The sequence below is a fragment of the Piscirickettsia litoralis genome (assembly GCF_001720395.1).
Taxonomy (GTDB): Bacteria; Pseudomonadota; Gammaproteobacteria; order Piscirickettsiales; family Piscirickettsiaceae; genus Piscirickettsia; species Piscirickettsia litoralis.
The window spans coordinates 1,191,335-1,217,698 of the sequence record NZ_MDTU01000001.1; the positions used below are offsets into that span (position 1 = coordinate 1,191,335).

The following is a 26,364-nucleotide window of genomic DNA, read 5'->3' on the forward strand; positions in this document are numbered from 1 at the left end:
GGTGCTTTTTTTCGCCTGCTCTGCTAAAAAATTCCTGCAATGCGCCTTTAGTTAAATTTTCGGCAAAATCAAAACGTTTTGATGATCTTCCCATAAAATAGAAATTTTCAGGCAGTACAACGAGGTTCGCTCCATCCGCTTTCGCATGACCGATTAGACGCTCTGCTGCTTCTAGGTTTCTTGCTATATTGTCACTTGCACTCATTTGAATGACACTTGCAATAAACATCATATTTTTTTCCTTATTCTTTCATCGATATCCAGTCTAACAAATTCATGATAAAATTAGAGTCTATCAGCATCGCAGATTTTTGAAGTTGTATATTATGAAAAAACGCCACTATAGCCACATTGACCGATTGATCCACGCCTTCGATAATAGTTTACGTACGCTAACCACCACACCTAAAAGTTCACGGCCGAATCCTGCGATTGATAAAAGCACAACAGAACTTAATGATAGTGAAAAAGAGCATATCGCCGGCCTCATGCGCATTAACCACACTGGGGAAGTCTGTGCCCAAGCCTTATACCAAGCGCAAGCACTAACGGCTGAAAAACCCAACAATCAAGCAATCAATGCAACAAGCTTCTATTGAGGAAAACGACCACCTAAACTGGTGTGCAACCCGCCTAGAAGAACTTGAAAGCCACACCAGCTATCTCGCCCCCCTCTGGTACAGCGCCTCTTTTGCCATTGGCACAGTTGCAGGACTCGCCGGAGACCGCTGGAACCTAGGCTTTGTTGCCGAAACCGAGGACCAAGTCACTCGTCACCTCGAAAAGCACCTAACTAAAATACCCAAGAAAGATGAAAAAACGCGTGCTATTCTCAATCAAATGACGATTGATGAGAAACAACATGCCGAACAAGCACGCTTGCAAGGCGGTAAGAAACTCCCCTTGCCCGTACGATTGGCGATGAAACTGACCGCAAAAGTGATGACAACAACCGCCTATAAGATATGAAACAGGAGCAAAGCAAATGCCAGGATTTTTAGATAACATGAGCGGTGTGATGGCCATTGGCGCTCCAGATACTGATATTGTGGGGCCAGCGGCCGTTGCTAGTGTAAATAATGCAAACTTTGCCGAAACCTTAAACCCTGTCGTCAATATTATTATGGGAGGATCACCAGCAATCAATTCACTAGCAAAAACAGCGACAACTCTTGGTAGCGTTGGCCCGGGTATGCTAAGTGGCACAGCTTGCGGTCCGGCATCACGCATCCCCAATCCAGCCAATATCACTCTAATCATTGGTGGTGCACCTGCTGCGACGTCTCCAGGTGATCAAACCATGCAAAATTTAACCAATGTGCCCATCGGCGCAACGGTCAAACCCGGCCAGTTCACAATTATGAAAGGCTAAAAGTCAAGCCAGAGCTCACTCCGACTTGACTGTAGTTTAACAAAATGAATGGACCTTTAGCTTAGCTTGATGCAATTTTAGTTGCATACTCACCTGATTTTTGACCACCATCAAATTGATAAGCAGGTGCGGCAACGGTCAAGTTGACATAAGCATCATCACTTTCTGAGTTTATACTCTCAAAGTTTAAGATTAATGCCTTATCAATTTTATAAGTCGCACTTACTTCCAGACTGCCTTTGACACGACGATATGTAACTAATTCAACATCAACAGTTTCCTGAGCGTTCATCGCATTTAAGCACCCTGCTATTAAGTCATTGCTTTGCTTAGTCTTGAATTCAAAGACATGTTGTTCTGCTCGATTATCTGTCGCTTGTGTTGTACCAAATGCAGCAAAGCTATGCTGAATAGACAAGCCAAAACCTTTTACAGGAACAAATTCATTATTATGCACCGGGTCGCCCCCATCGGCATTAGTAATGACATTACCTTCAAGTTTGACTTGCACAGCACAATTATAGTTCGATTGCTTATTAGCAGAGGTTGCTGTGTTAGACTGTAAAGATGCTATAGACATGGTATTTCTCCTAATTAAAACTATAAATTATAATCTTCATCTCGCCTTCAATATCAGTTTTTTCTTAATTGCTCTACCTCCTTCATTTTCATTTGAAAATATAACACTATTCCAGCCAAGCGCCGTCTTTCTCACCCCTAATTTAGCTTGATTACAACTGTTTTTACTATCTGTCATATAAACTTCAAAACTAACGGGTGACCTAATAAGCTGTTTAATTACTTTGAATAGATATGCTGTTAACTGTGCACCCGGATAAAAATCCTCACTATTTTTACAAATTATATTAATATAAACCATTGACTGATAGCTTTTCTTCTTAGAGCCAATATAGCTATCTACTTGCAAACTTGAATTTCGCAAACCCAAACATGCTCTAAACTCATGACCAATATCAACATAGGACAAGATAAAATCCTCAAAACTAACCGATTCAAATGAAAACAGTGATTTTATAAAAAAGCACATTGATGCCTTGCTCTTACCAGCAGCAATCAAACTTGCCAAAAAAATGATTGCTTATTAATGGATAGAGCTTCTTTAGGAAAATTTGAGATAGAAGATATATAATCAAATATCTTGTTATTTTCATTTAACTTATCAAATAAAAAATAATTCTCTTTTCTAATAAACTTTAAAAACACCTCAAAAAAATAAGACGAATAAAATGAAAAAATGCGCTGTAATATTTTGCGTATCATCCACCAAAGCAGACTCTATGTAATGATCCGGCAATGGAGAAGTAATGCTTGTCAAGCCAAAAAAATTTATATTTGCAGTAAAATAAATAAGATTATTATCGATAGAAACAAATTTTTTACTATCAACATCATAAATAGGATTAGATAAACTAGGCTTGGAATAAAAAAATAATTTATTACTATTTTTTTATTAATTAGCCTAGTTATATCACACAAGCCATCGATATCTATTTTTTTCGTCTGGTAGACAATAGATCGAGCGATTGGATTTACTTCATACTTGTCCATGACATTTCAACCATGTTATCCATATCGTTAATTAACAATCGATAAAAGCAGCCTAACTCAGCTTGATCAAATACAATTTCTTTTAAAATCCGGCAAAACAAATACATTTCGCCTTTATCAGTGAATTTACTTCCATTAATATCAATCTTTATATCAATACCATTCAAAATAACATCTTTGTAAGGAAAAGCCGAAATTTTTTCGGCCAACTGACTGTATACTATCAACAAATCGATTAACAATTACATGATATTTATCACCGTGATAAATAAACCCTTTCCATGATTGGATCAACTCTGACAAACCTTCTTTTGTCTCAACATCAAAATATTGACTACTGAAACAACCTGATAGTTTCCATAATGAGTCACCAGATAGATCAGGCATTAAAGGCTCTGATACACGACTAACATTCTTTAAATCAAAGCAAGCAGGCGCACCATCACCTAAGCGATTTACTGAAGCTGTTGTTAATTTTTCATGAGCAGTTGTATGCAAAACCTCCAGATCTGTAAAAATAATTTCCTCACCTTCATTTAAAGTCTCCAGAGGAAATCGCAATGCATATTTTAATTGTTTACAATCACTTGCAAGAGAGCAGACTTTTTCATAAACAGAGTCAATTTCATCATTTGTTTGAGAAATTGCCTCATAAATTTTTTTTCACACCATCAGCAACAATAAAGCTTCTCACTTGCTTAATATCACAAACACAATAGTCTTCATCGTAACTGTCTATATATACAGGATACTTAGACTTTTCAGGTATTCTTTTGATTGGAACCGCTGTTGCCTTTTCTATATTAACTCCTACCACACAGCCCAGCAGAAAGGTCTCTAAATCAACATCAGCGATTTCATTATTACGGTCATCAAAAATAAATTCAACACTAAAATCACTATCAATTTTTATATTTTTATTATCTGCATTGATCTCAAAAAATAAAAACCGCTCTGGAAAAGAAACAAACTCTTGAAAAAGATTAGTTCTTGAACATATTTTATCTAAATATTTCAAATTGAATGTATCAAGGCCATAATCCTCGATTTTAGCGGAAAATTTTTCCCCATTAACAACATAGTTAACGGAAATTATTTTATTAAAAAGATGGTAATATAAGTTATAAGCTTCATTTAGCTGCTTATTAATAAAATAACGCATATTAACATCGGCAAAAGAGAATACTGCACCTTCAAGAGTATTATAATCTAGCCTCACTTTAGTCCTATGGTGTTTTTTCTCTGTGACTGAATTAATTATTTTAATGGGTGGAATTTTCACCGTATCGGCCGTAGCAAAGATAATATTCCTCCCTTCCTGACTACTAAATGTTTGCACTCCTTTTTCAATGATAGCAGCAGAAAGCATAACTCTTTCTTTCGGAATAAAATTTAAGATTGTCGCACTCGGTTGCGGACGAATAAATTCAGGTGCTAATAAATCAAAAATTTTTAAAATCACTTCTGGATAAGACTGATCAATTCTTTGCTCAATTTTTGCAGCTAAATAAGCCAAGCTTTTATTAAGAATATCGACTTCAGGGCTAATAGCATCACGCCCCATCACATTTTCTAATGATGGGTGCAAACGTAAAAAGTCATCTCTTGCCTTGTCAACACTAGAAAGGTGCTTATTTAAATAGTCATCAAACACTGTCGTCACTTCATTACCTTTGCCATGCCATTCGGGTAAATTGCAGTCCTATAATTCACCTTTCTAGGTTTATCTTCATGATAAATATCGCCACTAATGATCAGTTCAAAGCGACTTTTACCCATACATTCTTCACCTAAATTTACAGAAATATTATTAATTCTTGATTCATACTCACCAATCAACCTTTCAATATCCCGACAAAAATCACTAAGTTCGACCTGATCTCCATGAATAATATCTGCAACATTCTTAATGCCGTAATTCCTAAACAATTTCGAGCTATCTTCTCGTGTATTCAATATTTTTATTAAAGATGCTTGAATATCGTCGTAGAGATTAACGCGATATGGAGCATGGCTCTCCATATCGCTTGCTTTTGCAACCTTATCAAGAAAGCCCATTACTCTTGCTCTAAGCGCCCAACAAGAGACAAAGTAATATCTGAACCCATATACTTAAAGTGTGGGCGTATGTTCATATTAATTGAGTACCAACCCGCATTACCCGGAACATCACTGACCTTAACACTAGCCTTACGCAAGGGCTTTCTTGAGCGTATCGACGCACTGACATTATCTTGATCAACAACAAATTGATTAATCCATTTGTTTAGCTCTTTTTCAAGATCAGCACGCTCACGCCATGAACCAATATTCTCACGCTGAATCACTTTAAGATAGTGGGCAATTCGGCAGATAATAAACATATAAGGCAGCTGAGTGCCTAATCGATAGTTCATTTCAGCCGCTCGCGCATCTTCATCTGTTCCAAAAAACTTTGGCTTTTGAATAGAGCTTGCCGAAAAAAATACCGCTTTATCTGTCCCTTTTTTAAAACTTAAAGGAATAAACCCTTCTTCAGAAAGTTCAAACTCACGGCGATCAGAGATTAAAACTTCTGTCGGTATTTTTGTTTCTATTTCGCCCATAGAGTCAAATAGGTGAATCGGCAATCCATCTACAGCACCACCACTGGTTGGCCCCGTAATATTCGGGCACCAGCGAAACTGTGCAAAACTATCAGTTAATCGTGTTGCAAATGCAAATGAACTATTACCCCATACATAGTCTGTATGTTGATTGACTTCTTCAGTATATCTAAACGTTTTGCAAGGATTTTCTTCAGGGTCATAAGGCGTACGCAACATAAATTTTGGTAACGTCAACCCGACATAACGAGAGTCTTCACGCTCCCTAAACGAACGCCACTTCGCATACATAGGCCCTTCGAAAATAGCATGCAAGTCTTTTAGGTTCGGTATTTTCTCATAGCTTTCTAAACCAAACATAGACTCAGCTGCAGAGGCTATAAATGGTGCATGAGACATTGCTGCAACCGAGGCAACATTTTCTAATAAGCTAATATCACGAGTTGACTGATTAAAGCTGTAATTTGCCAAAACACTCGCATAAGGTTCGCCTCCAAATTGCCCATACTCAGACGTATACATCACTTTATATAAGCCTGATTTAACGACTTCAGGAGAGTCTTCAAAGTCTTCGATCAAATCATCTTTTGAGATATTAACCATTTCGATTTTAGTATTTTCTCTAAAATCAGTCTGATCAACAACATATTTCAAACCACGCCAAGATGACTCTAAGCTTTGAAATTTTTCATTATGTAAAATTTCATCTACTTGTGCAGACAATACATCATCAATTTTAGAAATCATTAAATCAACCATAGAGCGGTCAATTTTGATATTATTTAAATCTTCTTTGCTTTGCAATTCACCAACGAGAGCCGTAATACCCTGCTTCACAACCGCGTACTCATCTGTGTTTGGTGTAATATTCGTATGTCCAATAATATCTTCAATCAAGATAGTATCATCTTTAACTTGTTCGTCTACGACTACAGATTCCATATCCAGTTACCCCTCTTGCTTTTCGATACCCAGCTCATTGCATACTTTATCTAAAGTGCCTTTATTTTCTATTACTTTTTGCAAGTTTTTCCTAAACTCAGGCACATTCGCCAATGGAGACTTTAATGAAACCAGTGCTTTACGCATCTCATACAGTTTTTTTAGTTCATCAACTTGCTGGACAATATTATCTGGTTTAAAGTCTGATATTTTTTCAAGTTTAAGCTCAACATTGATTTCACTATCATCATTCGCAATTTTATTTTTCACAGGAATAGTTAAATTTAACCCCATCCCTTGCATAACATCATTAAAATTATCTTTATCAATATTAATAGGCCGCCTATCTTCGACAGCTCGTTCGTCTGATTGACCTGTATAATCACCAACCATAAGCAACTTTAATGGCAATTCAACGGTCTCAGATTGATCCCCCGTATTTGGCTTATAAACAATATTCACCCGTTCTTTCGGTGCAACTGATGCATCACTCATCGCTCGTCTCCTTTACTAAGATTACACTTGGATAATAAACACTTAAGCTTTCTAAAAGAGTCTGATATGTTTCGTATTGATATTCTTGAAGATTATTTTCAGATATTTTTTTAAAATAGCAATGATAAAGCAAAGAAATACATTTAACATAGTGCGTATTTTCATTGGATAAATCTACTAAAATAGGATTTTTCTTTAAATCTTTATAAATTTTCTCAAGTGCATTAATCGCCATATCAAAATAACCTATTTTAATTAACTGCCAAGAGCGCTCTAAACAAAGTTCAATCTGCTCAATAGCCGACAATCGCTTTTGCAATTTATTTTGATAATAATTCACCAATTCACTAACATCATTAAATTCAAGATTTATTGTTTTTTCTTCTTTTAAGATTTTCTCTTGAAGCCAATTAATCGTCTTCTTAGAAGCACATGCCTCATTCTCAGCAAGCTTTGTAAATATTAGCCGAGGATAGCGAATAATAAATACTTTTAAATTATGCTTTAACGCCTCACCAATTAATAAGCTTTTAGAGTTTTCACTACAGACAAATAAATAATACTGTATATCTAAAGACAAGGGATACTGACAGAATAAACACTCTAAATAAACCATGGCTTTCTTATAATCACCTTGATCTATTAGGTATTTTGCATGGCAAATCTTATCAACAGACACCCCTGTAATACCAACCATTGATTGACACAATTCATCCTGAGAATCATTGACACGATGCCAAGTTAAGGATCGATTAATATTTATAACACTTGCATCAATATCACCTTTAGCTTGAATACTTTCTGAATTATCTTGCAATAGCTTTAATATTAGATCATTTTCAGAAAATGTTTCTTGTGTATTATCCTCATTATCATTAATATCAGCAACTACCTGATCATCATATTCATTCTTATTATCAATCGCTTCATGAAGCTGCTCTTTTTGGGTGTACTCTTGCTCAAGCAGTTTAGACTTTTTCTTTAACTCTGTACATAATGGTAAAAAACAAAAACCAGCTCCAATATTGAGTAAAACTTGATCCAATTGGCTCACTTTGCTCAAAATTGAGTTTATTGATACCTCTGTCAGTTCCCTATCTTGAAAATCAATACCTTCAACTTTAATTCGCTCATAAAGCCACTCTAATGCCGCATGCTTAAAGCGCTCCTTTCTCGGCATCGTATTAGCATCATAAAAATGATTTTTAAACAGCTCTGACAAATAATCTAAAAGACTTTCAAACTCTGCAACTTTTCTCAATTTTAAACAAGAAAATATAAAATAACTTGCTAAGACAAAATCATTAACTTTCTCTAAAATAAGTCGACAGTTCCTATAAATAATAGACCAATCAACTGTATCTGGATTATTCGAGCTTAACTTATTAATTTCAGCATTAACTAATAAATACTCATCACTGTATTTATATTCATTTAGGTCTAGCAGAGGCTCGACGACTGGATTCATCATATTAACCCATATTAATCAGATCACTACTAATATTAACATAGTCTGAGGACTGAATACTTGTTTGTTTTGATTTTATCGCCACACTATTATTCACTTTCATATTAATTTCTTCGGCATGAACAATTTCTGCTTCAGAAACTTTTCTTTCAATAAATTTCGCCTTTTGTAAAAGCTGCTTTACTGTTTGATCAAATAGCGAGCATATGGCGCGAACAGAGTTCACCGATGAACTCACACTGAAACCAAAAATAGAGAAATGTTCAAATCTTAATAAATTATTTCTTGAGTCTATTTCCATTTTTTTGCAGCTAAATCTATTTCATTGATTTTAACCGTAAATTTTTTAGATTGAATAGATAACTCATCATTTGAAATAATAAGCTCTCGATCCGTTTTTAAACTATGTGGCGCATTAGAGTGACGCTTTAATACAGCTAAAATTGTACACTCCCCATCACCTTCACAACAAAGTAACACCTTATCACCAACTTCAGGTACTGTCATACAAGAAAAAGCTAAATCTGCATTATGTGCCCCTAAAGAAGAAGATAGTCGATAAACTGATTTTGACTTCATAGCAATAAATGCTGTAATTAACTCACTATTAGTATCACTAAAAGAGTTTGATTTTATTTCATTATCAATATTAATAGGCTGGTGACCAGGCATCGGCTTGCTCCATCTCTTTATTAGACCCTAAAATTTTATTTACCTCTTTACCTGACACCTTACTTTTAATAATTTTGGTCTTATAAAGAGCCGCTTGTGAAAGCTCAGTCTGATCAATTTCACACTGGTGGAAGCTCGCATAATGAAGCAATATACTTTCAAAATTACAATTTATAAACCTAGAGCCATTAAATACACTTTCTGAAAGATTTGCACGTGATAATTCTACGTCTTTTAGTGCTAAATTATCTGCATTAGTTTGACTCAAATTTGCAGATAAAAAATTAGAATTTAATATTTTGACATTATTCAGATAAGCACCTTGAAGAAAAATATAAGGCGAGTCTACTTTTATAAATTCCGCATCATCAAGGTTCACATTGATGAATCTTGATAATTTCATCATTTTATTAGTATTAAAAGAAACTCCTTGTAGATTACAATGTATAAAATTTGCTGATATTAGATTCACAGAACTAAAGTCATAGTCCAAAAAGTGGGTATGAGAAATGACTGCTTTCTCTAAGCTTGCATCGATTAGACAAATCTTAACCTTTTGACACTTCACTAAGGAGCCGCCTTTCATATTTGCCTTGCTGAAATTAACCGTGTCAAGTCTAGAATCACAGAATGATACAAGTTTTAAAGAACCAGCCGTAAAGTCTATATCAATTAATTCGCATTTTGTAAAACTTGCTGAAAATAAATCATTGTGACTATAGTTGCAATCTTTCAATAGCGTCTGTGAAAAATTAGCTCCTTTCATACGAGAATCCGAACAATCATTATCCAATAATTCACATTCTGTCACTGATAATAAAGATTGATTCGACCCTTTAAATATAGATCGTTCTATTGTGCAATTATTAAATGAAGCGCCAACTAAAGATGCCTGAGAAAAATTGCATTGACTAATTTTACATTCATTAAAAGATACTCCTCCTAAGTCTTGCTTAGAAAAATCAACACCTAATAAATTTTCTTGGTAATAAGACTCTTTTATCACTCTACCCCCTCATACAACAGTGGAGGTCGCTGGTCTTCATTCGCAAGGTTCTTATCAATCATCTTTTCCAAATAATGATCAACAAGCGCATCTTTAATATTAACCTCAACAAACTTGGCATTATAAAAGTTACAGTGAAATAAGTTCGCGCCTAAAAAGCTGACAAAAATACAGCGTGACTTAGAAAACTCAGCCTGACTTAAATTTGCAGCGGTAAAATCACACTGATAAACAAACGAACTGGAAAAACCTGACTTTGAAAGCTTTGCACGATAAAAATTACTATCTTTAATCTCACTGCTAAAAAATGATGATTTATCTGCATTAACGCTAGAAAAATTAGATTCATCAATCTTTGAGTTACACCAACCGCTCTCTTGTAGATTACACCCATTTAGATCCAGCCGTAACAAGTTTGCTTTATGGCCACCAAATTTAAATAAGTCGCAAGAGTCCATTACAATATCTTGACTTTCAACCAGCGATATAGATGCCTTTTTTGAAATTAACTCTTTCAAACTTTAGGCTTAGTAAATTTGACTTTGTAAAATCTGCAAGCGTAAAATCTGAATCAGTAATTATACTATGAGCTAACTGACTATCTGATATTGATAGATTGATCGCTTTAACATTTAAAAATTTATATTTAATCAATTTGCTTTTAGAAAAAGTGCAGCCTGTCATTTTAACTGATGAAAAGCTGATAGAACGACTTTCAATTTCATAAAAATTAGCAAACACTAAATTACAATCACTAAATTCTGCTTGCTCCATAATAAAATTCACGGCATTGAGCGAGGAAAAAGAAGTGTTATTCGCCTTAAAATTAATAAACTGGCTATCTCCTATACTCATATCATTGCATTCACAGTGATTAAATAGGGCACTATTTATACTAGTTTCAGTTAATCGCATACTGTTTGCAAGCACGTTATTAAACTTTACATCCTCTATAACACAATGAATAAATAGGCTGGTATTAAGTTGGCAGTGATTTATTAAAGTCGATCGAAATGTACAGTGCTCAAATGTCGCATTATTAAAATTAGCTTGGTCAATAATACAATCAACAAATTGACATGCATTAAACCTGACACCTTGCATATTAAACTGATTTAGCTCATCGCCAGAAAAAGTAATATGGCCGACTGACTGCCCTGCAATCACCTCACCACTTTTCATTTTCCGCATAAATCTAGCTTTTGTTAGCATGATTATCCTGGTGTTTTCTGCATAGATTTTAATAAATTTTGCATACTATCCTGGTATTGATCCATCAGTTGTTTATATTTGTCATAGGATGCTGGGTCATTTGCATCTAGAGATTTTACGGTTTTATTCATTTTTCCCATAAGATCATACATCTTAGAAGTAGATTCATGCATATGTTGACTAAAATCATCCAGTTGAACGCCTCGCCATTGCTCCATACCTTTAGGAACCGGCATATCCCCTTTGAACATAGGCATATCCATGCCCGTTGGTTTTGGTTTATTCATTACATGCATTTTTTTGACATAGTCAAGATCTTGGTGATCAACCATTTCTTGATGCATCTTTACCACTTTCTTCTTAGCGTCATCCATTTTTTTATTATATTCTTGCTTTGCTGCATCCATTTTCTGGCGATTTTTTGCAAATAAATTCTCAAGCTCTCCCTCAAGCTCTTTAAAATCGTCAAAATCATCATGGGCGGATTTTGGCAAATACTTTTCAGGATTTTTAGCGCGATCTGCTGATTTCTTTTTATAATCCTGGATATCTAACGGCTGACCTAAAGGCTCACTTTCTATTTGTAAAAAATTAATATTTGTTGCATCTTCATCAATAACAGGAATTTGTCCATGAAAAATAATAACCCCGGTTGCTATTTCAGGAAACAACCAACAGGTATCAAGCTGCATTGGTGTTTCCGAATATACTCTTTCTTTACCCTCTTGCACCTCAGCAAAACAACGCACACGAATTCCCGGCAACCTTCCTTCAAGGACAGGTTGCTCTGCACTCATATTTTGCAAATAAAAATGCTCTTTTCCTGTTAACATAAAAGGAAGCTGTTGATCATCAGGAGCAATATTAAAATATTTCCAATTCACATCTGATGGGAAATAAGGCCAATGTCGCTCTAACCATTCTTGATTATAAGTACCAGCGAACTCTAACCGAGGTTGCCAAAGTGCACCGATAGGGCCAAAAGACGCTGGCCTTACCTGTTGGCCCGGTTGGGTTTGTCGATCATAAGGATATTCAATATTGGGGAGATGCCATAATTCTTTTTCAGGCGCCTTACCTTTGCCTAATGGGTTAGCATTAAACTTATCACCGCCAAAGGCATTAGGATAAGTTATTTCCAAACGCCGAAATTTTTGGGCATCAGTGGCTCGCAAGCCGACTGTCGACTCTTGCCAATAACGATCACCCGACACCAATAATGTTTTCTCAATCGATTCAAAATGAAGCTTAACAATAGTTTCTGAAACTGGTTCAGATGAATACGCCGCGCCTTGCACTAAAATGTCTGTATTTTGTTTAGCAATTCCATAAGGGTCTAAATGTTCAAAGTCGCGTAATTGCTCAAGGCAATCTTTCCAGACTATTTTTTCATGCAGCAACTGCTCTTGATTAAGTTCAAAAGGAACCATCACAGCAAGTGTTAAATAGAGTTTATTATCAAAGCCATAACAACGTGTTAAAGCTGCATGTTCTGTGCCTTTATAAATTTTCATCGCATATTTTCCAGTACAATTTTAGCTAGACACGTTGCCATTATACTATTGGTAAAAAGGATATCAATATAAAGCGCATTAGAAATTATTAAAGTTTTGTTAAATGGTTTTAAACAAAAAATTTGCCTATTTTATTAAATTAAAGAAAACACAAAACGAGTAATTAGCTTGTATCCACCGCTTGAATTCCTTGTTATCATCAGTTTTCATGGTATATTATTCTCGATTGAGTAAAAAACAAAAGGAACGAATTCGATAAAATGAAAAACCATATTCTCATTTTATTATTCACTTCATTTATAGCACTTGCAGGCTGCAGCCCCGGCTTACACCTAAATTTTAATGCCACAAGCAATCTAAATCCTGATATTAATCATCACCCTTCACCTGTTGTTGTTTATTTATACACTTTAAAGCAACGTGAGCTATTCGATCTTGCGAACTTTCAAAGCCTAGTAAATGCATCAAAAACATTAAGTGACTCGCTTGTTAAGTCATATACATTTGAAATCTACCCTGGGCAAACAAAAGAGTTATCATTGCCTCTATCAAAAACAGCAAGCTACATTGGCTTATTCGCAGCTTATAGAGACCTTCCTGTCAACAGTTGGAAGAATGTCATTGATATTAGTCATCACCCCAGTTCTGTGACACTCGCCATTAAGCTAGACAACAACACCATTAAAGTGAGCCGATGAAAACATAAAGAACAGAAGGATTAAAAATGGATACAGGTAAAGTTGTGTGGTCTGAGGGCTTATTTCTCAAGCCTCATCACTTCCAACAGCAAGATCGCTACTTTGAAGCGCTACTCACACAACACCAGCTTTGTTTGCAAAAATACGGCTGGGGGATTAAAACAATAACAATCAGCCCCACAGACATACAACAAAACAAACTGACTGTCAGCCAATGCTCAGCGATCTTCCCAGATGGCACTTTTATCAATGCAGGTCAAGGCGATATCAGTGGTCTATCACTAGAAAATATTGAAACCGATACAACCATTTATCTTGCAATTACTAAATCAAACGAAGTTGGCCTTGAAGTTGACCTTGATGGCACTGAATCAAAAACACGCTACAATGCAGTCCGAAAAAAGGTAAAGAACACCACAGACAGCCTTAATGAATATGAAGATCTTATTGTTGGTAAGCTTAATATTTTCCTCACAACAACGGTTATTTCTGAGCTCGAATGTATTCCTATACTGCAATTTTCTAAACACAAAAGTGATAACACTCCAGTTTTTAATACCGATTTCTCCCCTCCTTTACTTTCAACAACAGGCAGCACAGCCATTCAAAGTTTGCTTGAAGACGCCTTACAAATTCTTCAGCAACGCCGCCACAGCTTAGCAACACGCTTTGCCGATAACAGTAGCATCGACCGTGGCATGGTTGGCTTATTAATATTGCAATCTATCAATCGCTATTTGCCTCTGTTAGAACACACCCTCGATCATGACCATACTGCACCAGTGCAAATCTTTGAGTACTTATTACAGTTGGTCAATGAAGTTGCTACTTTCACGACCAAACCCCGTTATTGTGAAAAAATTATTTATGATCATATTAACCCCTATGGCAGCTTTTATAAACTCAATCAAACACTACATAAAGTATTGAATTATGTTATTGAAGATAATATCATTGAGATACCCATTAGCTATATGGATAACAGTGTGTTCCTTGGTTCATTGGAGAAAGTCAGCCCAAGCCATCGTATTATTCTTGCTGTTTCAGGAAAAGTAAATAAAGACATTATCCGCAACCAGTTGCCTTATCTCATAAAAATTGCATCTCCTGATGAAATCAATGACCTGATCCGCTTACAGTTACCTGGGATTCCTATCGATTCGATCATCCGCCTTCCTTACAATATCCCTTTTTATGAAAATACATCCTACTTTGAAATTAATCACTTTCACGACAAATGGGAATCATTAATTCACTCTGGCAGCATCGCCATGCATATCAGTGATTTCATCCCCGATATGAAGTTATATTTGTGGGCAATGAAAGAGGAATAAAAGAGGAATACTTGCATGAGTTTAGCAGAAAACTTTTTCACTCATTCACATAATGATGCAGCAACAATCATTGCTGACAACTTACTGCTTCAAGCATCAAGTTCAGTATTTTGCTTATTATTTGAAATCAATTGTGATCAAAAATTTTGATGCCAATACACTCAGACACCGAGTTATCTCCTGCCTCAATGATTATATCGATCAGTGCGGAAAACTATCAATAAGCCAAGAAAAAACAAAGGCTTCCACTTATATTCTTTGCTGCCTCATCGATGAGACGATTCTGCTACATTCATGGTCAAAGAAAATAGAATGGGATAAAGCAGGCGCACTTCATTTTTTCTTCAATGAATCTTGGGGGGGAGAAAAATTTTACCAAATATGCCAACATTGCCTGGATAAAATTGATACTTTCCACGATGTGCTCGATCTAATCCAAACAGCAATTAACTTTGGCTTTAAAGGTCGTTATGGCGCACAAACAGATGGTGAAATTCAACTTGCTAAGCTCAGTCACAACTTAAAAGAAAAGCTATCCAAATATCATCCAAAACCACCTACTCAGGAAAAAAAAATTAACGAGAAAAAAGTAAAAAAAAGTAAAATTAATTAAAAAAACATTGCTTGGTTCATTATCATTTTTGGTCATTCTTTATATCATCCTGACTATCACGCTGTACGAATATTCATCTCCTACGTACAACCTTCTTAGCACACTCATGCATTAATAAGGCAGTGTCATGATAAACTTTACAAAAAAGATATTTTCCATTCTTATCAGCAGAACCTTCGTAACATTGATACTATGCCTAATTCTCTGTGCTCTAGTCTGGTTTTATAGCCCAAAAATCAGCTTTAATGGTCACTATTATTTTGCTGCCCCCCTGCCTCGTGCTATTACTATTCTTATCATTGCTCTACTTTGGGGTCTTGCAAATCTGCGGTTTCGCATTCAGCCTTGGCGATCTCGCAAAGTCATTTCAGCAGCAAGGACCACAAAAAATAACAAGAGTTATAACCCAAAAATACAAGCCCTTTGCCAAAAATTAAAAAGTAAACACTTTAACAAAAATGACATAATTATTATTATTGGCGAAAGCAACCCGGCAAAGCGGTTTATTTTCAATCAAGTTAATATTATCAAGTCCTCTGAACACTCAAATAATAATGGCATTGATTGGATCATCACTGATCAACAGGTTTTAATTTATCTTCCACATGATGATCTAGTCGATGACAATTTAAAAAACATTACTCAGCCACTCATCAAACTCAATCCTATCAACCCGGTAAACTCTATTATTATCATTGAATCATGTGAAAATATTATCAATACAAATAAAATCAATAATAGAAATATTAAATCAGTCAATCAACTCAATCGGGCTATTGGTTACTCTACTCCAACTTATTTTTACTTTTCTAACAGTAATGAACTTACAGGCTATAAACAATATACCAAACTTGCCAATCAGAACAAAACATCTGCAACCGTAGGACTTTGCTCTTATGAGCGAAATAATGTTAAATTTTTTATGTGACTTTAATACACTAATAAAAACAAAACTCTCACACTATTACCAAATTTCAAATACAAGTAACAAATTCGATAATATCCTGTCATTTAAGTTTTTATTAGAGCTTAGTAAATTGCGCAATATTATTAGTAAGTTTATTACAGAAATCCCTCATTATACCAGTACAACACCACTGCATATCCACGGTCTCTATTTAAATCCCATCTTGCAAGGAAAACGTGGGCAGAGTGACGATACAATTATTTTTTCAAATAACACAATCATTAATAAAATTACTGAACATTCTAATAAAATTTCTGATAATTTCAATCAAATTCGCTTAAAACGAAAAAAAGTGAAGCACACCGCCATCGCTGGGATCATCCTATTATGTACACTTGCTATTTCCTCATCATGGATGGTTGCACTCAATAAAAATTATTAATTATGTCTACGATATTAATAATGACATTAATAAAAATTTAATTAATTCTAGCAATTTAGCAACAATAGATCGCCTTTCCAATTACATTCAAATACATTCTTGGCCATCATTCGGGCTGCTTAATATTAACAGCGTTCCGGCACAAACCAAACGACTTTACCACTATTATTTACGACAGTCTTTTCTCCCCTACATCAGCACAATCGCTGAAAACCAAATTCGCAATGCCATCAGCCATCATAATACACTTTACCTATACCAATGGCTCAGCAGCTATTTAATGCTAAGTGATAAGAAACATTTAAACAAAAATTTAATTCATAGCACTTATCTTGACTATTGGAATGAAAAAGTGGGCTATAGTAGCAGCACCCAGCAAAATCGCTTATTTCAATTAAATAATCTACTACAACTCAACTTCCAACCAATTCAGCTTAATAATCAACTCGTCAAAAAGGCTCGGGCAGTACTCGACAATAAAACACTAGCAGAGCAAGCTTACTTAAATCTAAGCAACTTTTACAGCCAAAAAATAAATCTTTATCCACCTCTCCTGTTGACTTAGACAGCACACTCTCTATATCAAAAAACACTAATATCCCCTACTTATTTACTCAAAGTGGCTATAATAGTGAATTTAAAGACTCTTATGCTGATTTTCTGAAAACAGTTATTAATAACCAGTGGATACTTGGTAAAAATTTCCAAGTCAGTGACCAATCGACGCTAGAAGCACAGATGAATAATTTATATTGGTCGCAATATTTAGATGTCTGGAATAATTATATCGCCAATATTAAAGTCACGCCATTTAGCAATTTATCCGCAGCAACACAAAATCTTGGTCTATTATCCAAAGACAATGAGTCCTCTATTGTTCGACTATTGCAAGTTGTCAGTGACAATACCAGCTTTACAAGTGATAGTAGCACTCTTTCTAATAATGTCATTTCTAATGCATATAGTGCTTCTAATAGCCTACTTATACAGCCAAATAAAAATACACCAGCACCCATTCATACTTATATTCAAGCAATTAATAACCTTTATCGCTACTTTGTGAATATTCAGCAAAGCGCAGTGCCTGATCAAGCCGCATTCCAGCAGGCAAAACAGTTATTTAGCGATAGTCAAACGAACCCAATCAAACAACTTAGAATACTTGCCTTGCAAGCTCCAGAACCTTTAGCCACTTGGCTCAATCAAATTGTAAGGTCCAGCCTAATTACTATTTTTAACTCAGCAAATAAATATATCGAAAGCCAGTGGGATAATAGCATTAAAAGCCGGTTTAATACCGCCTTTAAAGATAGCTACCCATTTACGAAAACCTCCAATAACAATGCAAGCCCAGATGATTTTTTAAATTTTATCAATAAAAATGGCGATATGCATGCATTTTTTACAAAATATCTTGAAGCTTTTATCTTTGCTAACAAGAACTATCAAGCTAAAAGCCTATATGGGGTGAAGTTCCCAATAAATGCCAATATTAGCAAAACACTAAATAATGTAAAACACCTTGCAGATATGTTTAACCTCAGCAAAGATAGTAAAGTCTCATTTATTATCGAGCCTCGAGCATTAAGCAAAAACATTCGAAATATTTCAATAAATTATGGCGACAATAGCTTTACCTATGCCTACGGGCCAATATTCCCATACCATTGGAGCTGGCCGCTTGCTTCATTAAACCAGGATTTGATTATCAAAGCGCAATTATTTTCTGGCACTTTAAAAACATATAGCTTCTCCGGTCCATGGAGCCTATTTAAGTTTTTATCACAGACAGACGTGAAGCAAATTTCACCCACTACCTATACTGTAGAATATAAAGACAATGGCATCGATATTTCCCTAACACTCACAGCAAGTAGCAGTCTCAACCCATTCAAAGGAACACTAACCGCAGCACTTTCTCCCTTAGTGCGTTATATCGACCTTTCTTAACTATATCGGTAGGTGCGTTTATGCTATTGTACCTACCGCCCTTCGCTCACACCACTATGGATAGAAGAATCACCACGATTCCATAGCACCTGCTGCGATATTTTTCTTATTTTCCACACATTAGTTTTGGATAAACTCAATTCAAAATTATAAACAGCATGGGTATTAAAATAATTTCCCTGATTATTTTCACGGTAAATCACCGCACTTAATCGACAATATGCATTTTCGCCCTGTACTTCTATTTCTAGGTTTGAAAACAAATGCTGTGTTTTCAAGTGGTGAAGCGACTCTTTTCTAGTGTGAATATAATCACTTTTATTATTTACAGATGCATTCCCTCGCAAACTTTTATAATCACACCAAATTTCATCGTTTAAGGTCTCTTCCAAACCTTGCCAATCTTTCACATCAAAACTATTTGCAAACTTATATAAGACATTACGTACTTTATCTGCTGTATCAATCATTCATTACCTTTCACTGCATATTACAGCATAAATTATATCAAATTCATCTGCTATAATTTATAACACACTGATACAATACTACAGAAAAGAAATCATTAGTGAGAGCAGACTATTGAATCAAACGATCTTTCACTTTATAGCAAATTTCTTCATAATCAAATTCAGATAGATGCAAATGATCCAAGACAACCGCTTCGATCTGTGGCCACTCCGGATCGATATCAGCTTCACCGAGTGTTTTATATTCTTTACAAATATGTTCAGATAACTTTAGAATCGCCAATGCATGTGCTTCTTCTTCAGAATGCTTCATAATATGAGGCATATCATGATGGTCACGAATCGCCAAACATAAAAACTCTGGAAGCTTCCATGTTTTTGCTAAATAATAACCGATCACCGTATGATTAGTCCTATAGCGCTTATCTTCTAATTCAGTCACTACTTCATGTTTGTAGCATTCATGCACAATATCTAAGTAATCATCAAATTTATTCCCTAGAATTAAAATGCCGGTGTTGTGAAATAAACCTAGAGTATAAGCCTCTTCTGTGGTTAAAAACTTAGTTTCTTCAGCAATGACCGCGCAACTCACGGCAATATCATTGGCATGATCCCAAAAAGTCATGAGTTTTTTAGGACAACCCAAAGCCTCTTTCAAAGCTGCAATATTCACCAAGCTCATAATTCGCTCTAGCCCCAGTAGCATGACCGCATGATTAATCGAAGAGATACTTTGCTTTAAACTAAAGGCCGCAGAATTTACAACTTTCAACGTCGCAGAGGCAAGCCCGGGATCAAGATGGATTAACCGGGAAACCTCACCAACATTGGGATAAGCCTCACGAATTTTATCAATCACATCCGGCTGTGGTGGAATCGAAAAGTCATTCAATGACAGTTGAGCTTGATCATCTTCGCCGTCTGACATGAACTCTCTCGCTTAGTAAGCGCCCACTGGTATCTAGACAGTATAGTCTAAATCAAGCCATTTCGTCAGCAAGCTTTATGAAAAAAACCCTTATAACTTAATAAACTATAAGGGATTTTATAAGAGTAGCATTTGATTTAAAAGGCTTAATAACGACCATCAATAGGGACGTCTGCCATATTGCGGCCATAGAAAATTTCTAACATTTCACGCTTAATTCTTGACCGAATCAATTGCTCATCATCATTAGACAGCTCTTTGGTTGTCGTGCCAAATAAATAATTATCTAGATCAAACTCTTTCAATAACATTTTAGTATGAAAGATATTTTCCTGATAAATATTAACATCAATCATTTCATAGCAATGACGCACATCTTCAGTGAAAAAGTTCTGAATCGAGTTAATCGGCGTATCTGTATAGAGCTTATTGCCATAAATATCACGCGTAAAGCCGCGGGTTCTATAATCCACCGTAGCAATATCACATTCAAAGCTATCTATCAATAAATTCAATGCCTTAAGTGGTGAAATCAGGCCACAGGTCGACACATCAATATCGGCCCTAAACGTGCAGATACCATGTTCATTATCAGGATGCATTTCAGGATAAGTATGCACGGCAATATGACTCTTATCCAAATGTCCAACCACAGCATCAGGTGTAATCGTTTTAGTTGGCAGCATGACCGGGCCTTCTGCAATCAACATCGTCACACTCGCTCCCTGCGGCTCATAATCCTGATAAGCGATGTTTAAAATATGCGCCCCTATCGTTTCTGTCACCTGATTCATCAGTTCAGTGATACGAGACGCACTATAGGCCTCATCGATGTACTCTAAATATTGCTGCTGCGCTTCTGGTGTCTTTGCATAGCAAATATCATAAATGTTAAAGCTTAAGCTCTTTGTCAGGTTGTTAAAACCATGAAGTTTCAATTTTTGCATTTTCTAATCTACCCACCCAGTGAGCCTCAAACTCTTTTCTTTTTAGAAAAGCGCCTGTAACTCTAAAGAATAGTCAAAAGCACAATTTACTGCTTTAAAAATTGCGCTAATAATTCATAACCATATTCTGTCAAGACCGCCTCAGGGTGAAACTGCACGCCATACAACGGATACTCTTTATGCTGCATCGCCATAACCAATCGCCCAGAGGACTCGTCTTGACACCAAGCCACCGCTTCTAAGCATTCCGGCAAGCTCTCCTCTGCTACAATCAGCGAATGATAGCGAGTGACTACAAATCGGCTTGGCAAAGCGTTAAATAACCCCTGATGATGATGCCAAACCTCAGATGTTTTGCCGTGCATGACCTGAGGTGCGCGCTCAACACGAGCACCAAAACATTGCCCCAGTGCTTGGTGGCCTAAGCATACACCAAGGATAGGAACTTTCCCAGCATAATAACGAATCACCTCTAAGGAAATTCCTGACTCATTCGGTGTACCGGGGCCTGGAGAAATAACAATATGGCTCGGATCCAACGCGATCAAACTCACCAGATCAATCTGGTCATTGCGAAATACTTTCACCTTTGCCCCTAATTTCGCTAAATACTGCACCAGGTTATAGGTAAACGAGTCATAATTATCAATAACAACTAGCATTATTTTTTTAGTCTATCACGACTACTTAGCCAAAGCTGATCGCAGCTCGCCAATGCGCTGCGTATAATCTTCAGCATTAAAAATAGCCGAACCGGCGACAAACGTATCCGCACCGGCTGCTGCAATTTTAGCAATATTTTTAACGTTCACACCGCCATCGACCTGTAAACGAATATCACGACCAGAATGATCAATAATACGTCTTGCCTCTTTCAGTTTCTCTAAAGCCATCGGAATAAAACTCTGACCACCAAAACCAGGGTTAACCGACATAATGAGCACCAAATCTACTTTATCAATCACATAATTTAAAACTTCCAGAGGAGTCGCCGGATTGAATGCAAGACCTGCCTGACAACCGTGATCTTTAATCAGTTGCAAACTTCTATCCACATGCTCAGAGGCTTCAGGGTGAAAGCTGATCAAATTCGCCCCGGCTTTGGCAAAATCAGGAATCAAGCGATCAACGGGTTTAACCATCAGATGCACATCAATAGGGGCAGTAATACCATGGTCTCTTAATGCTTTACACACCATCGGCCCAAACGTTAAATTTGGAACATAGTGGTTGTCCATCACATCGAAGTGCACCCAATCACCACCGGCTTGGATCACCTTGTTTACATCCTCACCAAGGGCAGCAAGATTGGCCGATAAGATAGAAGGGGCAATAAGATAAGGTTGCATAACTGGCTCCTAGGCTATACTCAAAAATAAAAGACACCCGCACATATGAAATATCTTGCTCTTAGCAGCCTTGCTCTTACCCTCTCTCTCACTTTGGCTAATGCTTATGGCGCTGAAGATCAAGCCGAGCAAGATAATAACAAACCTTCGACCGCTTCGCCTAGTGAATTTATGATTAATAGTGGTCATTTAAATCAACAACAAGCGATGACAAAGCGCCAATCAGCAATAAAACTACAATATGCCTGGCTCAATGCTGATGGCAAAGCCTTTCTCACCGCAACCAAAAACCAATACCTTCAGGCCGATGCTAAAGGCGCTGTCATCATCTTACATGATGAAGGCCAACACCTACGTTGGCCTTCCCCTTTAAGCGCACTTTACCAAACATTGCCTGAGCATGGCTGGACTGTTTTATCTTTACAACTTTCCAAAATACAAACAGAAAGCAAAAAAAGCTCAGACAGCAATAATAGCCAGCAACAGCAACTTTTAACCCAAAGGCTCTGGCTCTGCGTAGAGTTATTACGTTCACAAGGCTTGCATAATATCGCCATGATCGCTCTTGGGCGCTATGCCGATCAAGCGCTTAACTACCTTGCAAACCAAACCACACAAAAAAGTCTATGGCCTCGTTTTGCTCAATGCCTCAAGCAAAGTGACACCCAACTTTTTTGACTTTAAGCAATTAAAAGGGCTTCCTATTTTAGATGTTTACACCCTACAAGCCCATGACCCTCAAGTTCGCTCTGCGGCATTATTGCGTAAAGCAAAAAGCAGGCAGGCAGGCAATAGCAATTATCAGCAAGGCTTCTTTCTGTCCGAAGAATATAATTTCTCTAAAACGCAGAACATGCTCGCCAATCGTATCTACAGCTGGCTTAATAACAATATTAAATCTATTACTCTAGAAGAGGGTAAAGTCAAAGCACCAGGCAAAAAGAAATAATGCTAAGCCAGTTCTTTAATGTCGATAAACTGACTGACCTTGGAAACTAATGTATCCACTTCAAAGGGTTTAATAATGTAATTCGTTGCGCCTTCTGAAACCGCAGCGACCACATCCGTTTTATCTGAATGCGTCGTTACCATAATAATCGGCACCGTTTTATCAACATCACGAATCACATGAAGGACATTAAGTCCGTTCATTTTCGGCATATTCCAATCGAACAAGGCTAACCCAATCTTATCGCTTTCTGCTTGCCACAACTCTAAAGCACGCTCACCATCTTCAGCTTCAAGAATATTATCATGGGATGCACCATAGTTGATCAGTGCATTTACAATGATGCGCCGCATCGTCATCGAGTCATCAGCGATTAGAATTTTCACAAACAAACTACCTTTTATTCTCTCTATAAAAAGCATAGCTCCAATTTAGGAACGTACCAGTTGGCGGTACGCCTTTTGAATCCGCTGTGCCTTTTGTGTCGATTGCTGTATTTCGAGTGTTCCTAAACCTCTGGCCATGAGTTTATCTGGATGATAGCGACTCATCAAACGTCGATAGGCTGTCTTAATTTCTTGCATACTCGCACCCGGTAATAGCTCTAGCTGTCGATATGCCCAGCTTAGCTCTCTTTTAGCCTGCTTTTGACAAGATTGCTGACTCTTGCCTTGAGCCGATGCCGCAAACAAAGATTCAACAGCATGAACCTCCAGCGATGAATAGCCCAAACGCTCACTAATATAGCGAAAACGAGCGATACGGTGTTTCTTACCACGCTCGCTAACGTAACAACTCATACACAACGCCTGTAAAGTCAATTGACGCCACTCAAGCTGTTTTACCAGTAATGGACGCAGCTGATGAATCAGCTGCTCCAAACTTGAGCTTGGCGGTGCTAAAACCATTTGTTTAAGTTGCCAAAGCTTGGCCGTTGAAAAGTTCACGCGTGAAAAAAACCTGCTCTATGCGAACCAGCTCAGTCGTGAGTATTTTTCCCTCTATCCGCACAACAGCACACAAACCGCCCGATAGCAACTTTAAAAACTTTAAGTCTGATGTTTGACTTGCGCTTTCTTCAATAAAATTAAAACGTATTTTTTTAAGTAAAGCAGCACCTTTCAAGCCGTTTTTCATGAAATCAAAAACAGCTTGTCCAGGCCACGCCCGACTCACGCTAAAACCGTCCTTTTTGCTAACGCCTCACGCAGCGCTTCCAGACGCTCAGGTACACCGATATCTCGCCACTGTCCGGTGTGATATTCTCCGGTCATTTGTCCAAGGGCGATGGGCTCATCCCATAATTTCGTTACTCGAAACGCTTCAAGCGGTGCGTTTAAAAAAAACGCTTTCTTATAAATTGCAATTCCACTATACGTTAAAGAAGTGACCGAATTTTCCCGTTTTCCTTGACGCTTTTTACAAATCAAACCATTTTTCAACTCTAAGTCACCCTCGGAATGGTAAGGTGGGTTATCGACTAAAACTAAATGCGCCAATGCTGAATTAGGGCTTTCCTCAGAATTTAATTTTAATGCCTGCTGTAATAAGCTCGAAAAATCAAAATCGGTCCAGATATCGCTATTAACAATAATAAAGCAATCTGATAATAAGGGTAAGGCATTAACAATCCCCCCTCCTGTTTCTAAACGTTCACTTTCTACAGAGTACTCTATCGTTGCGCCATAACGCTTGCCATCCCCTAAAGCCTCAATTAAGCGCTCTGCCTGATACGACACATTAATCACAATATGACGAATACCAGCATCTACTAACGCCTCAATACGGTATTCAATCAGGGATTTTCCAGCAATATCGAGCAACGGTTTAGGTGTCGTATCTGTTAAAGGTCGCATGCGCTCACCACGACCCGCAGCGAGTATCATCGCTTTTATCGTCATAGTGAGCTCTCTTCTGCAAGTGTTGTATCCGTGTGCTCAAGCTTATTCAGCAGGTCAGAGAAAAAGCTAAATTCACTATACAGCTGCCCCACTTGACTAATATAACCAAGGACACGCGGCAATTCGCTTAAATATAATGTTTTTTGATCTCGTAAAGCTAAACGCGCAAATAATCCAGCACACTTAAGGTGACGTTGTAAACCGACAATATCAAACGCATATAGAAACTGATCTTCACTGATCATATCGCTTTGCAATCTCGTTAAGTGATGCTGATAAAAGTGCTTGACCCAAGCTTCCACTTGCTGACGCGGCCAGCTAATATAGCAATCTTTTAACAATGAAACGAGGTCATATACCAATGGGCCAATCACCGCCCCCTGATAATCAATAATGCCTAACTTGTCGCCGGTAAGGCACATAATATTGCGAGAATGGAAATCTCGATGCATCAAGCACTGCGGTAATGCTGCAATATAGCTTGTAATATTACTCAATGACTGGGTTAACTGTTGTTCTTGACCAGCGGATAACTTCACGTCACGATAAGCGGATAAAAACCACTCTTGAAATAAACTCATCTCACGCATCATAAATGTGGCATCAAATGCCTTAATTTCAGCTAGGTTCGCCACATTAATCGACTGAATTTTTGCAATATCGCCAAAGGCCAGGCGATAAAAGGCACCAGACTGGTTTCCAGAAGCCTGCAAACGATCAATCAATAGCTCATCACCAAAATCTGTCAGTAACATGAACCCTTGATCAACATCACTAGCATAAACCTCAGGTGTAATTAAACCCGCCTTCTTTAAGTAATCGCCAATGGATAAAAAAGGTAAGCACTCTTGTCGCTGCTGTCTTGCATCCATCAACACTAAAGACGGAGCACCCTCTTGGAGCACACGATAATAGCATCGTGCACTGGCATCTCCTGCGAGTGCGGTAATCTTGATTTGATCATTTTTGAGCTGCGCTTTCGCCCATGTGATCAGCGCTCGGTCTACCTTCTTCATTAAAATCTTTTCCTGGTCTACT

General features: G+C 37.1%; 39 protein-coding genes and 1 pseudogene. 13 read left to right on the forward strand and 27 right to left on the reverse strand.

Annotation, left to right across the window (positions count from 1 at the left end; all coding sequences use genetic code 11):
* Positions 1-232: nitrilase-related carbon-nitrogen hydrolase (locus tag BGC07_RS21880; RefSeq protein WP_317135121.1), on the reverse strand; the 232-nt coding region annotated here is incomplete at its 3' end.
* Positions 233-326: 94 nt separating this feature from the next.
* Between BGC07_RS21880 and BGC07_RS24125 the strand changes: the two genes are divergently transcribed.
* Genes BGC07_RS24125 through BGC07_RS05695 form a run of 3 tightly spaced genes read left to right on the forward strand, consistent with a single transcriptional unit; the run spans position 327 to position 1,372 of the window.
* A complete protein-coding gene (locus BGC07_RS24125) occupies positions 327-599 on the forward strand; it encodes a demethoxyubiquinone hydroxylase family protein (protein ID WP_449421071.1) in 273 nt (90 codons plus the stop codon).
* Complete coding sequence (gene coq7, locus BGC07_RS24130) at positions 580-969, forward strand: 2-polyprenyl-3-methyl-6-methoxy-1,4-benzoquinone monooxygenase (RefSeq protein WP_449421072.1); 390 nt, start codon at positions 580-582, stop codon at positions 967-969. Before BGC07_RS24125 ends, coq7 begins: the two co-directional genes overlap by 20 nt.
* Before the next feature lie 16 nt (positions 970-985).
* Complete coding sequence (locus BGC07_RS05695; protein ID WP_069312309.1) at positions 986-1,372, forward strand: hypothetical protein; 387 nt, start codon at positions 986-988, stop codon at positions 1,370-1,372.
* 61 nt (positions 1,373-1,433) lie between these two features.
* Here BGC07_RS05695 and BGC07_RS05700 read toward each other — a convergent pair whose 3' ends face one another.
* From BGC07_RS05700 to BGC07_RS05770, 16 genes and pseudogenes are all read right to left on the reverse strand, one after another.
* Positions 1,434-1,952: a hypothetical protein gene (locus tag BGC07_RS05700; protein ID WP_069312310.1), complete on the reverse strand. Its 519-nt coding sequence runs from the start codon at positions 1,950-1,952 to the stop codon at positions 1,434-1,436.
* 36 nt (positions 1,953-1,988) lie between these two features.
* Positions 1,989-2,459, reverse strand: a complete 471-nt coding sequence (locus BGC07_RS05705; RefSeq protein WP_069312311.1) for a type VI secretion system baseplate subunit TssG — start codon at positions 2,457-2,459, stop codon at positions 1,989-1,991.
* A 138-nt stretch (positions 2,460-2,597) separates the two neighbouring features.
* A pseudogene (locus tag BGC07_RS23830) lies at positions 2,598-2,813 on the reverse strand (hypothetical protein); the annotation flags it as partial.
* 109 nt (positions 2,814-2,922) lie between these two features.
* The gene (locus tag BGC07_RS21885) at positions 2,923-3,108 is read right to left on the reverse strand and encodes a hypothetical protein (protein ID WP_235602965.1); all 186 of its coding nucleotides are present in this window, start codon (positions 3,106-3,108) and stop codon (positions 2,923-2,925) included.
* A complete protein-coding gene (locus BGC07_RS21890) occupies positions 3,095-3,439 on the reverse strand; it encodes a hypothetical protein (RefSeq protein WP_235602966.1) in 345 nt (114 codons plus the stop codon). Before BGC07_RS21890 ends, BGC07_RS21885 begins: the two co-directional genes overlap by 14 nt.
* A gap of 151 nt (positions 3,440-3,590) precedes the next feature.
* Positions 3,591-4,604: a type VI secretion system baseplate subunit TssF gene (locus tag BGC07_RS21895; RefSeq protein ID WP_235602967.1), complete on the reverse strand. Its 1,014-nt coding sequence runs from the start codon at positions 4,602-4,604 to the stop codon at positions 3,591-3,593.
* A complete protein-coding gene (gene tssE / locus BGC07_RS05725; protein WP_069312314.1) occupies positions 4,601-4,999 on the reverse strand; it encodes a type VI secretion system baseplate subunit TssE in 399 nt (132 codons plus the stop codon). The genes BGC07_RS21895 and tssE overlap by 4 nt, the downstream gene beginning before the upstream one ends.
* Positions 4,999-6,468 (reverse strand): type VI secretion system contractile sheath large subunit, encoded by a 1,470-nt coding sequence (tssC, locus tag BGC07_RS05730; protein ID WP_069312315.1) that lies wholly within the window; start codon positions 6,466-6,468, stop codon positions 4,999-5,001. Before tssC ends, tssE begins: the two co-directional genes overlap by 1 nt.
* A gap of 6 nt (positions 6,469-6,474) precedes the next feature.
* A complete protein-coding gene (gene tssB, locus BGC07_RS05735; protein WP_069312316.1) occupies positions 6,475-6,963 on the reverse strand; it encodes a type VI secretion system contractile sheath small subunit in 489 nt (162 codons plus the stop codon).
* Positions 6,956-8,434, reverse strand: coding sequence for a type VI secretion system domain-containing protein (locus BGC07_RS05740; protein WP_069312317.1), 1,479 nt, complete (start codon positions 8,432-8,434; stop codon positions 6,956-6,958). Before BGC07_RS05740 ends, tssB begins: the two co-directional genes overlap by 8 nt.
* 1 nt (position 8,435) lies before the next feature.
* Complete coding sequence (locus tag BGC07_RS23110; RefSeq protein ID WP_069312318.1) at positions 8,436-8,732, reverse strand: DUF3540 domain-containing protein; 297 nt, start codon at positions 8,730-8,732, stop codon at positions 8,436-8,438.
* Positions 8,723-9,103, reverse strand: a complete 381-nt coding sequence (locus BGC07_RS23115) for a DUF3540 domain-containing protein (protein ID WP_069312319.1) — start codon at positions 9,101-9,103, stop codon at positions 8,723-8,725. The genes BGC07_RS23110 and BGC07_RS23115 overlap by 10 nt, the downstream gene beginning before the upstream one ends.
* Positions 9,081-10,109, reverse strand: a complete 1,029-nt coding sequence (locus tag BGC07_RS05755) for a pentapeptide repeat-containing protein (RefSeq protein WP_069312320.1) — start codon at positions 10,107-10,109, stop codon at positions 9,081-9,083. The genes BGC07_RS23115 and BGC07_RS05755 overlap by 23 nt, the downstream gene beginning before the upstream one ends.
* The gene (locus BGC07_RS05760) at positions 10,106-10,627 is read right to left on the reverse strand and encodes a pentapeptide repeat-containing protein (protein WP_139121635.1); all 522 of its coding nucleotides are present in this window, start codon (positions 10,625-10,627) and stop codon (positions 10,106-10,108) included. The genes BGC07_RS05755 and BGC07_RS05760 overlap by 4 nt, the downstream gene beginning before the upstream one ends.
* Positions 10,584-11,300, reverse strand: coding sequence for a pentapeptide repeat-containing protein (locus BGC07_RS05765; protein ID WP_158006876.1), 717 nt, complete (start codon positions 11,298-11,300; stop codon positions 10,584-10,586). Before BGC07_RS05765 ends, BGC07_RS05760 begins: the two co-directional genes overlap by 44 nt.
* 23 nt (positions 11,301-11,323) lie before the next feature.
* Complete coding sequence (locus tag BGC07_RS05770) at positions 11,324-12,835, reverse strand: DUF2169 family type VI secretion system accessory protein (protein WP_069312323.1); 1,512 nt, start codon at positions 12,833-12,835, stop codon at positions 11,324-11,326.
* 260 nt (positions 12,836-13,095) lie between these two features.
* Here BGC07_RS05770 and tssJ point away from each other — a divergent pair, with 260 nt between their 5' ends.
* The 8 genes from tssJ (at position 13,096) to BGC07_RS23125 (ending at position 18,779) form a co-directional block, all read left to right on the forward strand.
* Positions 13,096-13,533 (forward strand): type VI secretion system lipoprotein TssJ, encoded by a 438-nt coding sequence (tssJ, locus tag BGC07_RS05775; RefSeq protein WP_069312324.1) that lies wholly within the window; start codon positions 13,096-13,098, stop codon positions 13,531-13,533.
* Between the two features lie 26 nt (positions 13,534-13,559).
* The gene (gene tssK, locus BGC07_RS05780; RefSeq protein WP_069312325.1) at positions 13,560-14,867 is read left to right on the forward strand and encodes a type VI secretion system baseplate subunit TssK; all 1,308 of its coding nucleotides are present in this window, start codon (positions 13,560-13,562) and stop codon (positions 14,865-14,867) included.
* 15 nt (positions 14,868-14,882) lie between these two features.
* Positions 14,883-15,017, forward strand: a complete 135-nt coding sequence (locus tag BGC07_RS23120; protein WP_268801621.1) for a hypothetical protein — start codon at positions 14,883-14,885, stop codon at positions 15,015-15,017.
* On the forward strand, positions 15,001-15,480 hold the full coding sequence (gene icmH, locus BGC07_RS05785) for a type IVB secretion system protein IcmH/DotU (protein WP_158006877.1): 480 nt from the start codon (positions 15,001-15,003) through the stop codon (positions 15,478-15,480). The genes BGC07_RS23120 and icmH overlap by 17 nt, the downstream gene beginning before the upstream one ends.
* Before the next feature lie 127 nt (positions 15,481-15,607).
* Positions 15,608-16,408, forward strand: coding sequence for a hypothetical protein (locus BGC07_RS05790; RefSeq protein ID WP_069312327.1), 801 nt, complete (start codon positions 15,608-15,610; stop codon positions 16,406-16,408).
* Positions 16,389-16,829, forward strand: coding sequence for a hypothetical protein (locus BGC07_RS05795; RefSeq protein ID WP_069312328.1), 441 nt, complete (start codon positions 16,389-16,391; stop codon positions 16,827-16,829). Before BGC07_RS05790 ends, BGC07_RS05795 begins: the two co-directional genes overlap by 20 nt.
* The gene (locus tag BGC07_RS05800) at positions 16,807-17,394 is read left to right on the forward strand and encodes an ImcF-related family protein (RefSeq protein WP_069312329.1); all 588 of its coding nucleotides are present in this window, start codon (positions 16,807-16,809) and stop codon (positions 17,392-17,394) included. The genes BGC07_RS05795 and BGC07_RS05800 overlap by 23 nt, the downstream gene beginning before the upstream one ends.
* Before the next feature lie 32 nt (positions 17,395-17,426).
* Entirely contained in the window at positions 17,427-18,779 is a 1,353-nt protein-coding gene (locus tag BGC07_RS23125) for an ImcF-related family protein (protein ID WP_394332130.1), read from the forward strand.
* Positions 18,780-18,811: 32 nt separating this feature from the next.
* Here BGC07_RS23125 and BGC07_RS05810 read toward each other — a convergent pair whose 3' ends face one another.
* The 5 genes from BGC07_RS05810 to rpe all read right to left on the reverse strand — a co-directional run bounded on the left by BGC07_RS05810 (position 18,812) and on the right by rpe (position 22,476).
* Positions 18,812-19,249: a nuclear transport factor 2 family protein gene (locus BGC07_RS05810; protein WP_069312331.1), complete on the reverse strand. Its 438-nt coding sequence runs from the start codon at positions 19,247-19,249 to the stop codon at positions 18,812-18,814.
* A gap of 109 nt (positions 19,250-19,358) precedes the next feature.
* Positions 19,359-20,180: an HDOD domain-containing protein gene (locus tag BGC07_RS05815; protein WP_069312332.1), complete on the reverse strand. Its 822-nt coding sequence runs from the start codon at positions 20,178-20,180 to the stop codon at positions 19,359-19,361.
* A gap of 146 nt (positions 20,181-20,326) precedes the next feature.
* Positions 20,327-21,127: an adenosylmethionine decarboxylase gene (speD, locus tag BGC07_RS05820; protein ID WP_069312333.1), complete on the reverse strand. Its 801-nt coding sequence runs from the start codon at positions 21,125-21,127 to the stop codon at positions 20,327-20,329.
* Between the two features lie 86 nt (positions 21,128-21,213).
* Positions 21,214-21,789, reverse strand: coding sequence for an anthranilate synthase component II (locus BGC07_RS05825; protein WP_069312334.1), 576 nt, complete (start codon positions 21,787-21,789; stop codon positions 21,214-21,216).
* Between the two features lie 21 nt (positions 21,790-21,810).
* Positions 21,811-22,476, reverse strand: a complete 666-nt coding sequence (gene rpe, locus BGC07_RS05830) for a ribulose-phosphate 3-epimerase (protein ID WP_069312335.1) — start codon at positions 22,474-22,476, stop codon at positions 21,811-21,813.
* 45 nt (positions 22,477-22,521) lie between these two features.
* On the opposite strand from rpe, the gene BGC07_RS05835 reads away from it, so the two are divergent.
* Together BGC07_RS05835 and BGC07_RS21910 are read left to right on the forward strand one after the other, a co-directional pair.
* Positions 22,522-23,154, forward strand: a complete 633-nt coding sequence (locus BGC07_RS05835) for a DUF3530 family protein (RefSeq protein WP_235602968.1) — start codon at positions 22,522-22,524, stop codon at positions 23,152-23,154.
* On the forward strand, positions 23,051-23,425 hold the full coding sequence (locus BGC07_RS21910; protein ID WP_235602969.1) for a DUF3530 family protein: 375 nt from the start codon (positions 23,051-23,053) through the stop codon (positions 23,423-23,425). The genes BGC07_RS05835 and BGC07_RS21910 overlap by 104 nt, the downstream gene beginning before the upstream one ends.
* Positions 23,426-23,427: 2 nt before the next feature.
* Here the strand turns inward: BGC07_RS21910 and BGC07_RS05840 are convergent, their stop codons facing one another.
* Genes BGC07_RS05840 through BGC07_RS05860 form a run of 5 tightly spaced genes read right to left on the reverse strand, consistent with a single transcriptional unit; the run spans position 23,428 to position 26,342 of the window.
* Positions 23,428-23,811, reverse strand: coding sequence for a response regulator (locus BGC07_RS05840; RefSeq protein ID WP_077216954.1), 384 nt, complete (start codon positions 23,809-23,811; stop codon positions 23,428-23,430).
* A gap of 45 nt (positions 23,812-23,856) precedes the next feature.
* Positions 23,857-24,372, reverse strand: a complete 516-nt coding sequence (locus BGC07_RS05845; RefSeq protein ID WP_139121636.1) for a DnaJ domain-containing protein — start codon at positions 24,370-24,372, stop codon at positions 23,857-23,859.
* On the reverse strand, positions 24,338-24,601 hold the full coding sequence (locus tag BGC07_RS05850; protein WP_069312338.1) for a hypothetical protein: 264 nt from the start codon (positions 24,599-24,601) through the stop codon (positions 24,338-24,340). Before BGC07_RS05850 ends, BGC07_RS05845 begins: the two co-directional genes overlap by 35 nt.
* Positions 24,598-25,326, reverse strand: coding sequence for an N-acetylmuramate alpha-1-phosphate uridylyltransferase MurU (gene murU / locus BGC07_RS05855; RefSeq protein WP_069312339.1), 729 nt, complete (start codon positions 25,324-25,326; stop codon positions 24,598-24,600). Before murU ends, BGC07_RS05850 begins: the two co-directional genes overlap by 4 nt.
* Complete coding sequence (locus tag BGC07_RS05860; RefSeq protein ID WP_069313808.1) at positions 25,323-26,342, reverse strand: aminoglycoside phosphotransferase family protein; 1,020 nt, start codon at positions 26,340-26,342, stop codon at positions 25,323-25,325. Before BGC07_RS05860 ends, murU begins: the two co-directional genes overlap by 4 nt.
* Positions 26,343-26,364 lie beyond the last annotated feature (22 nt).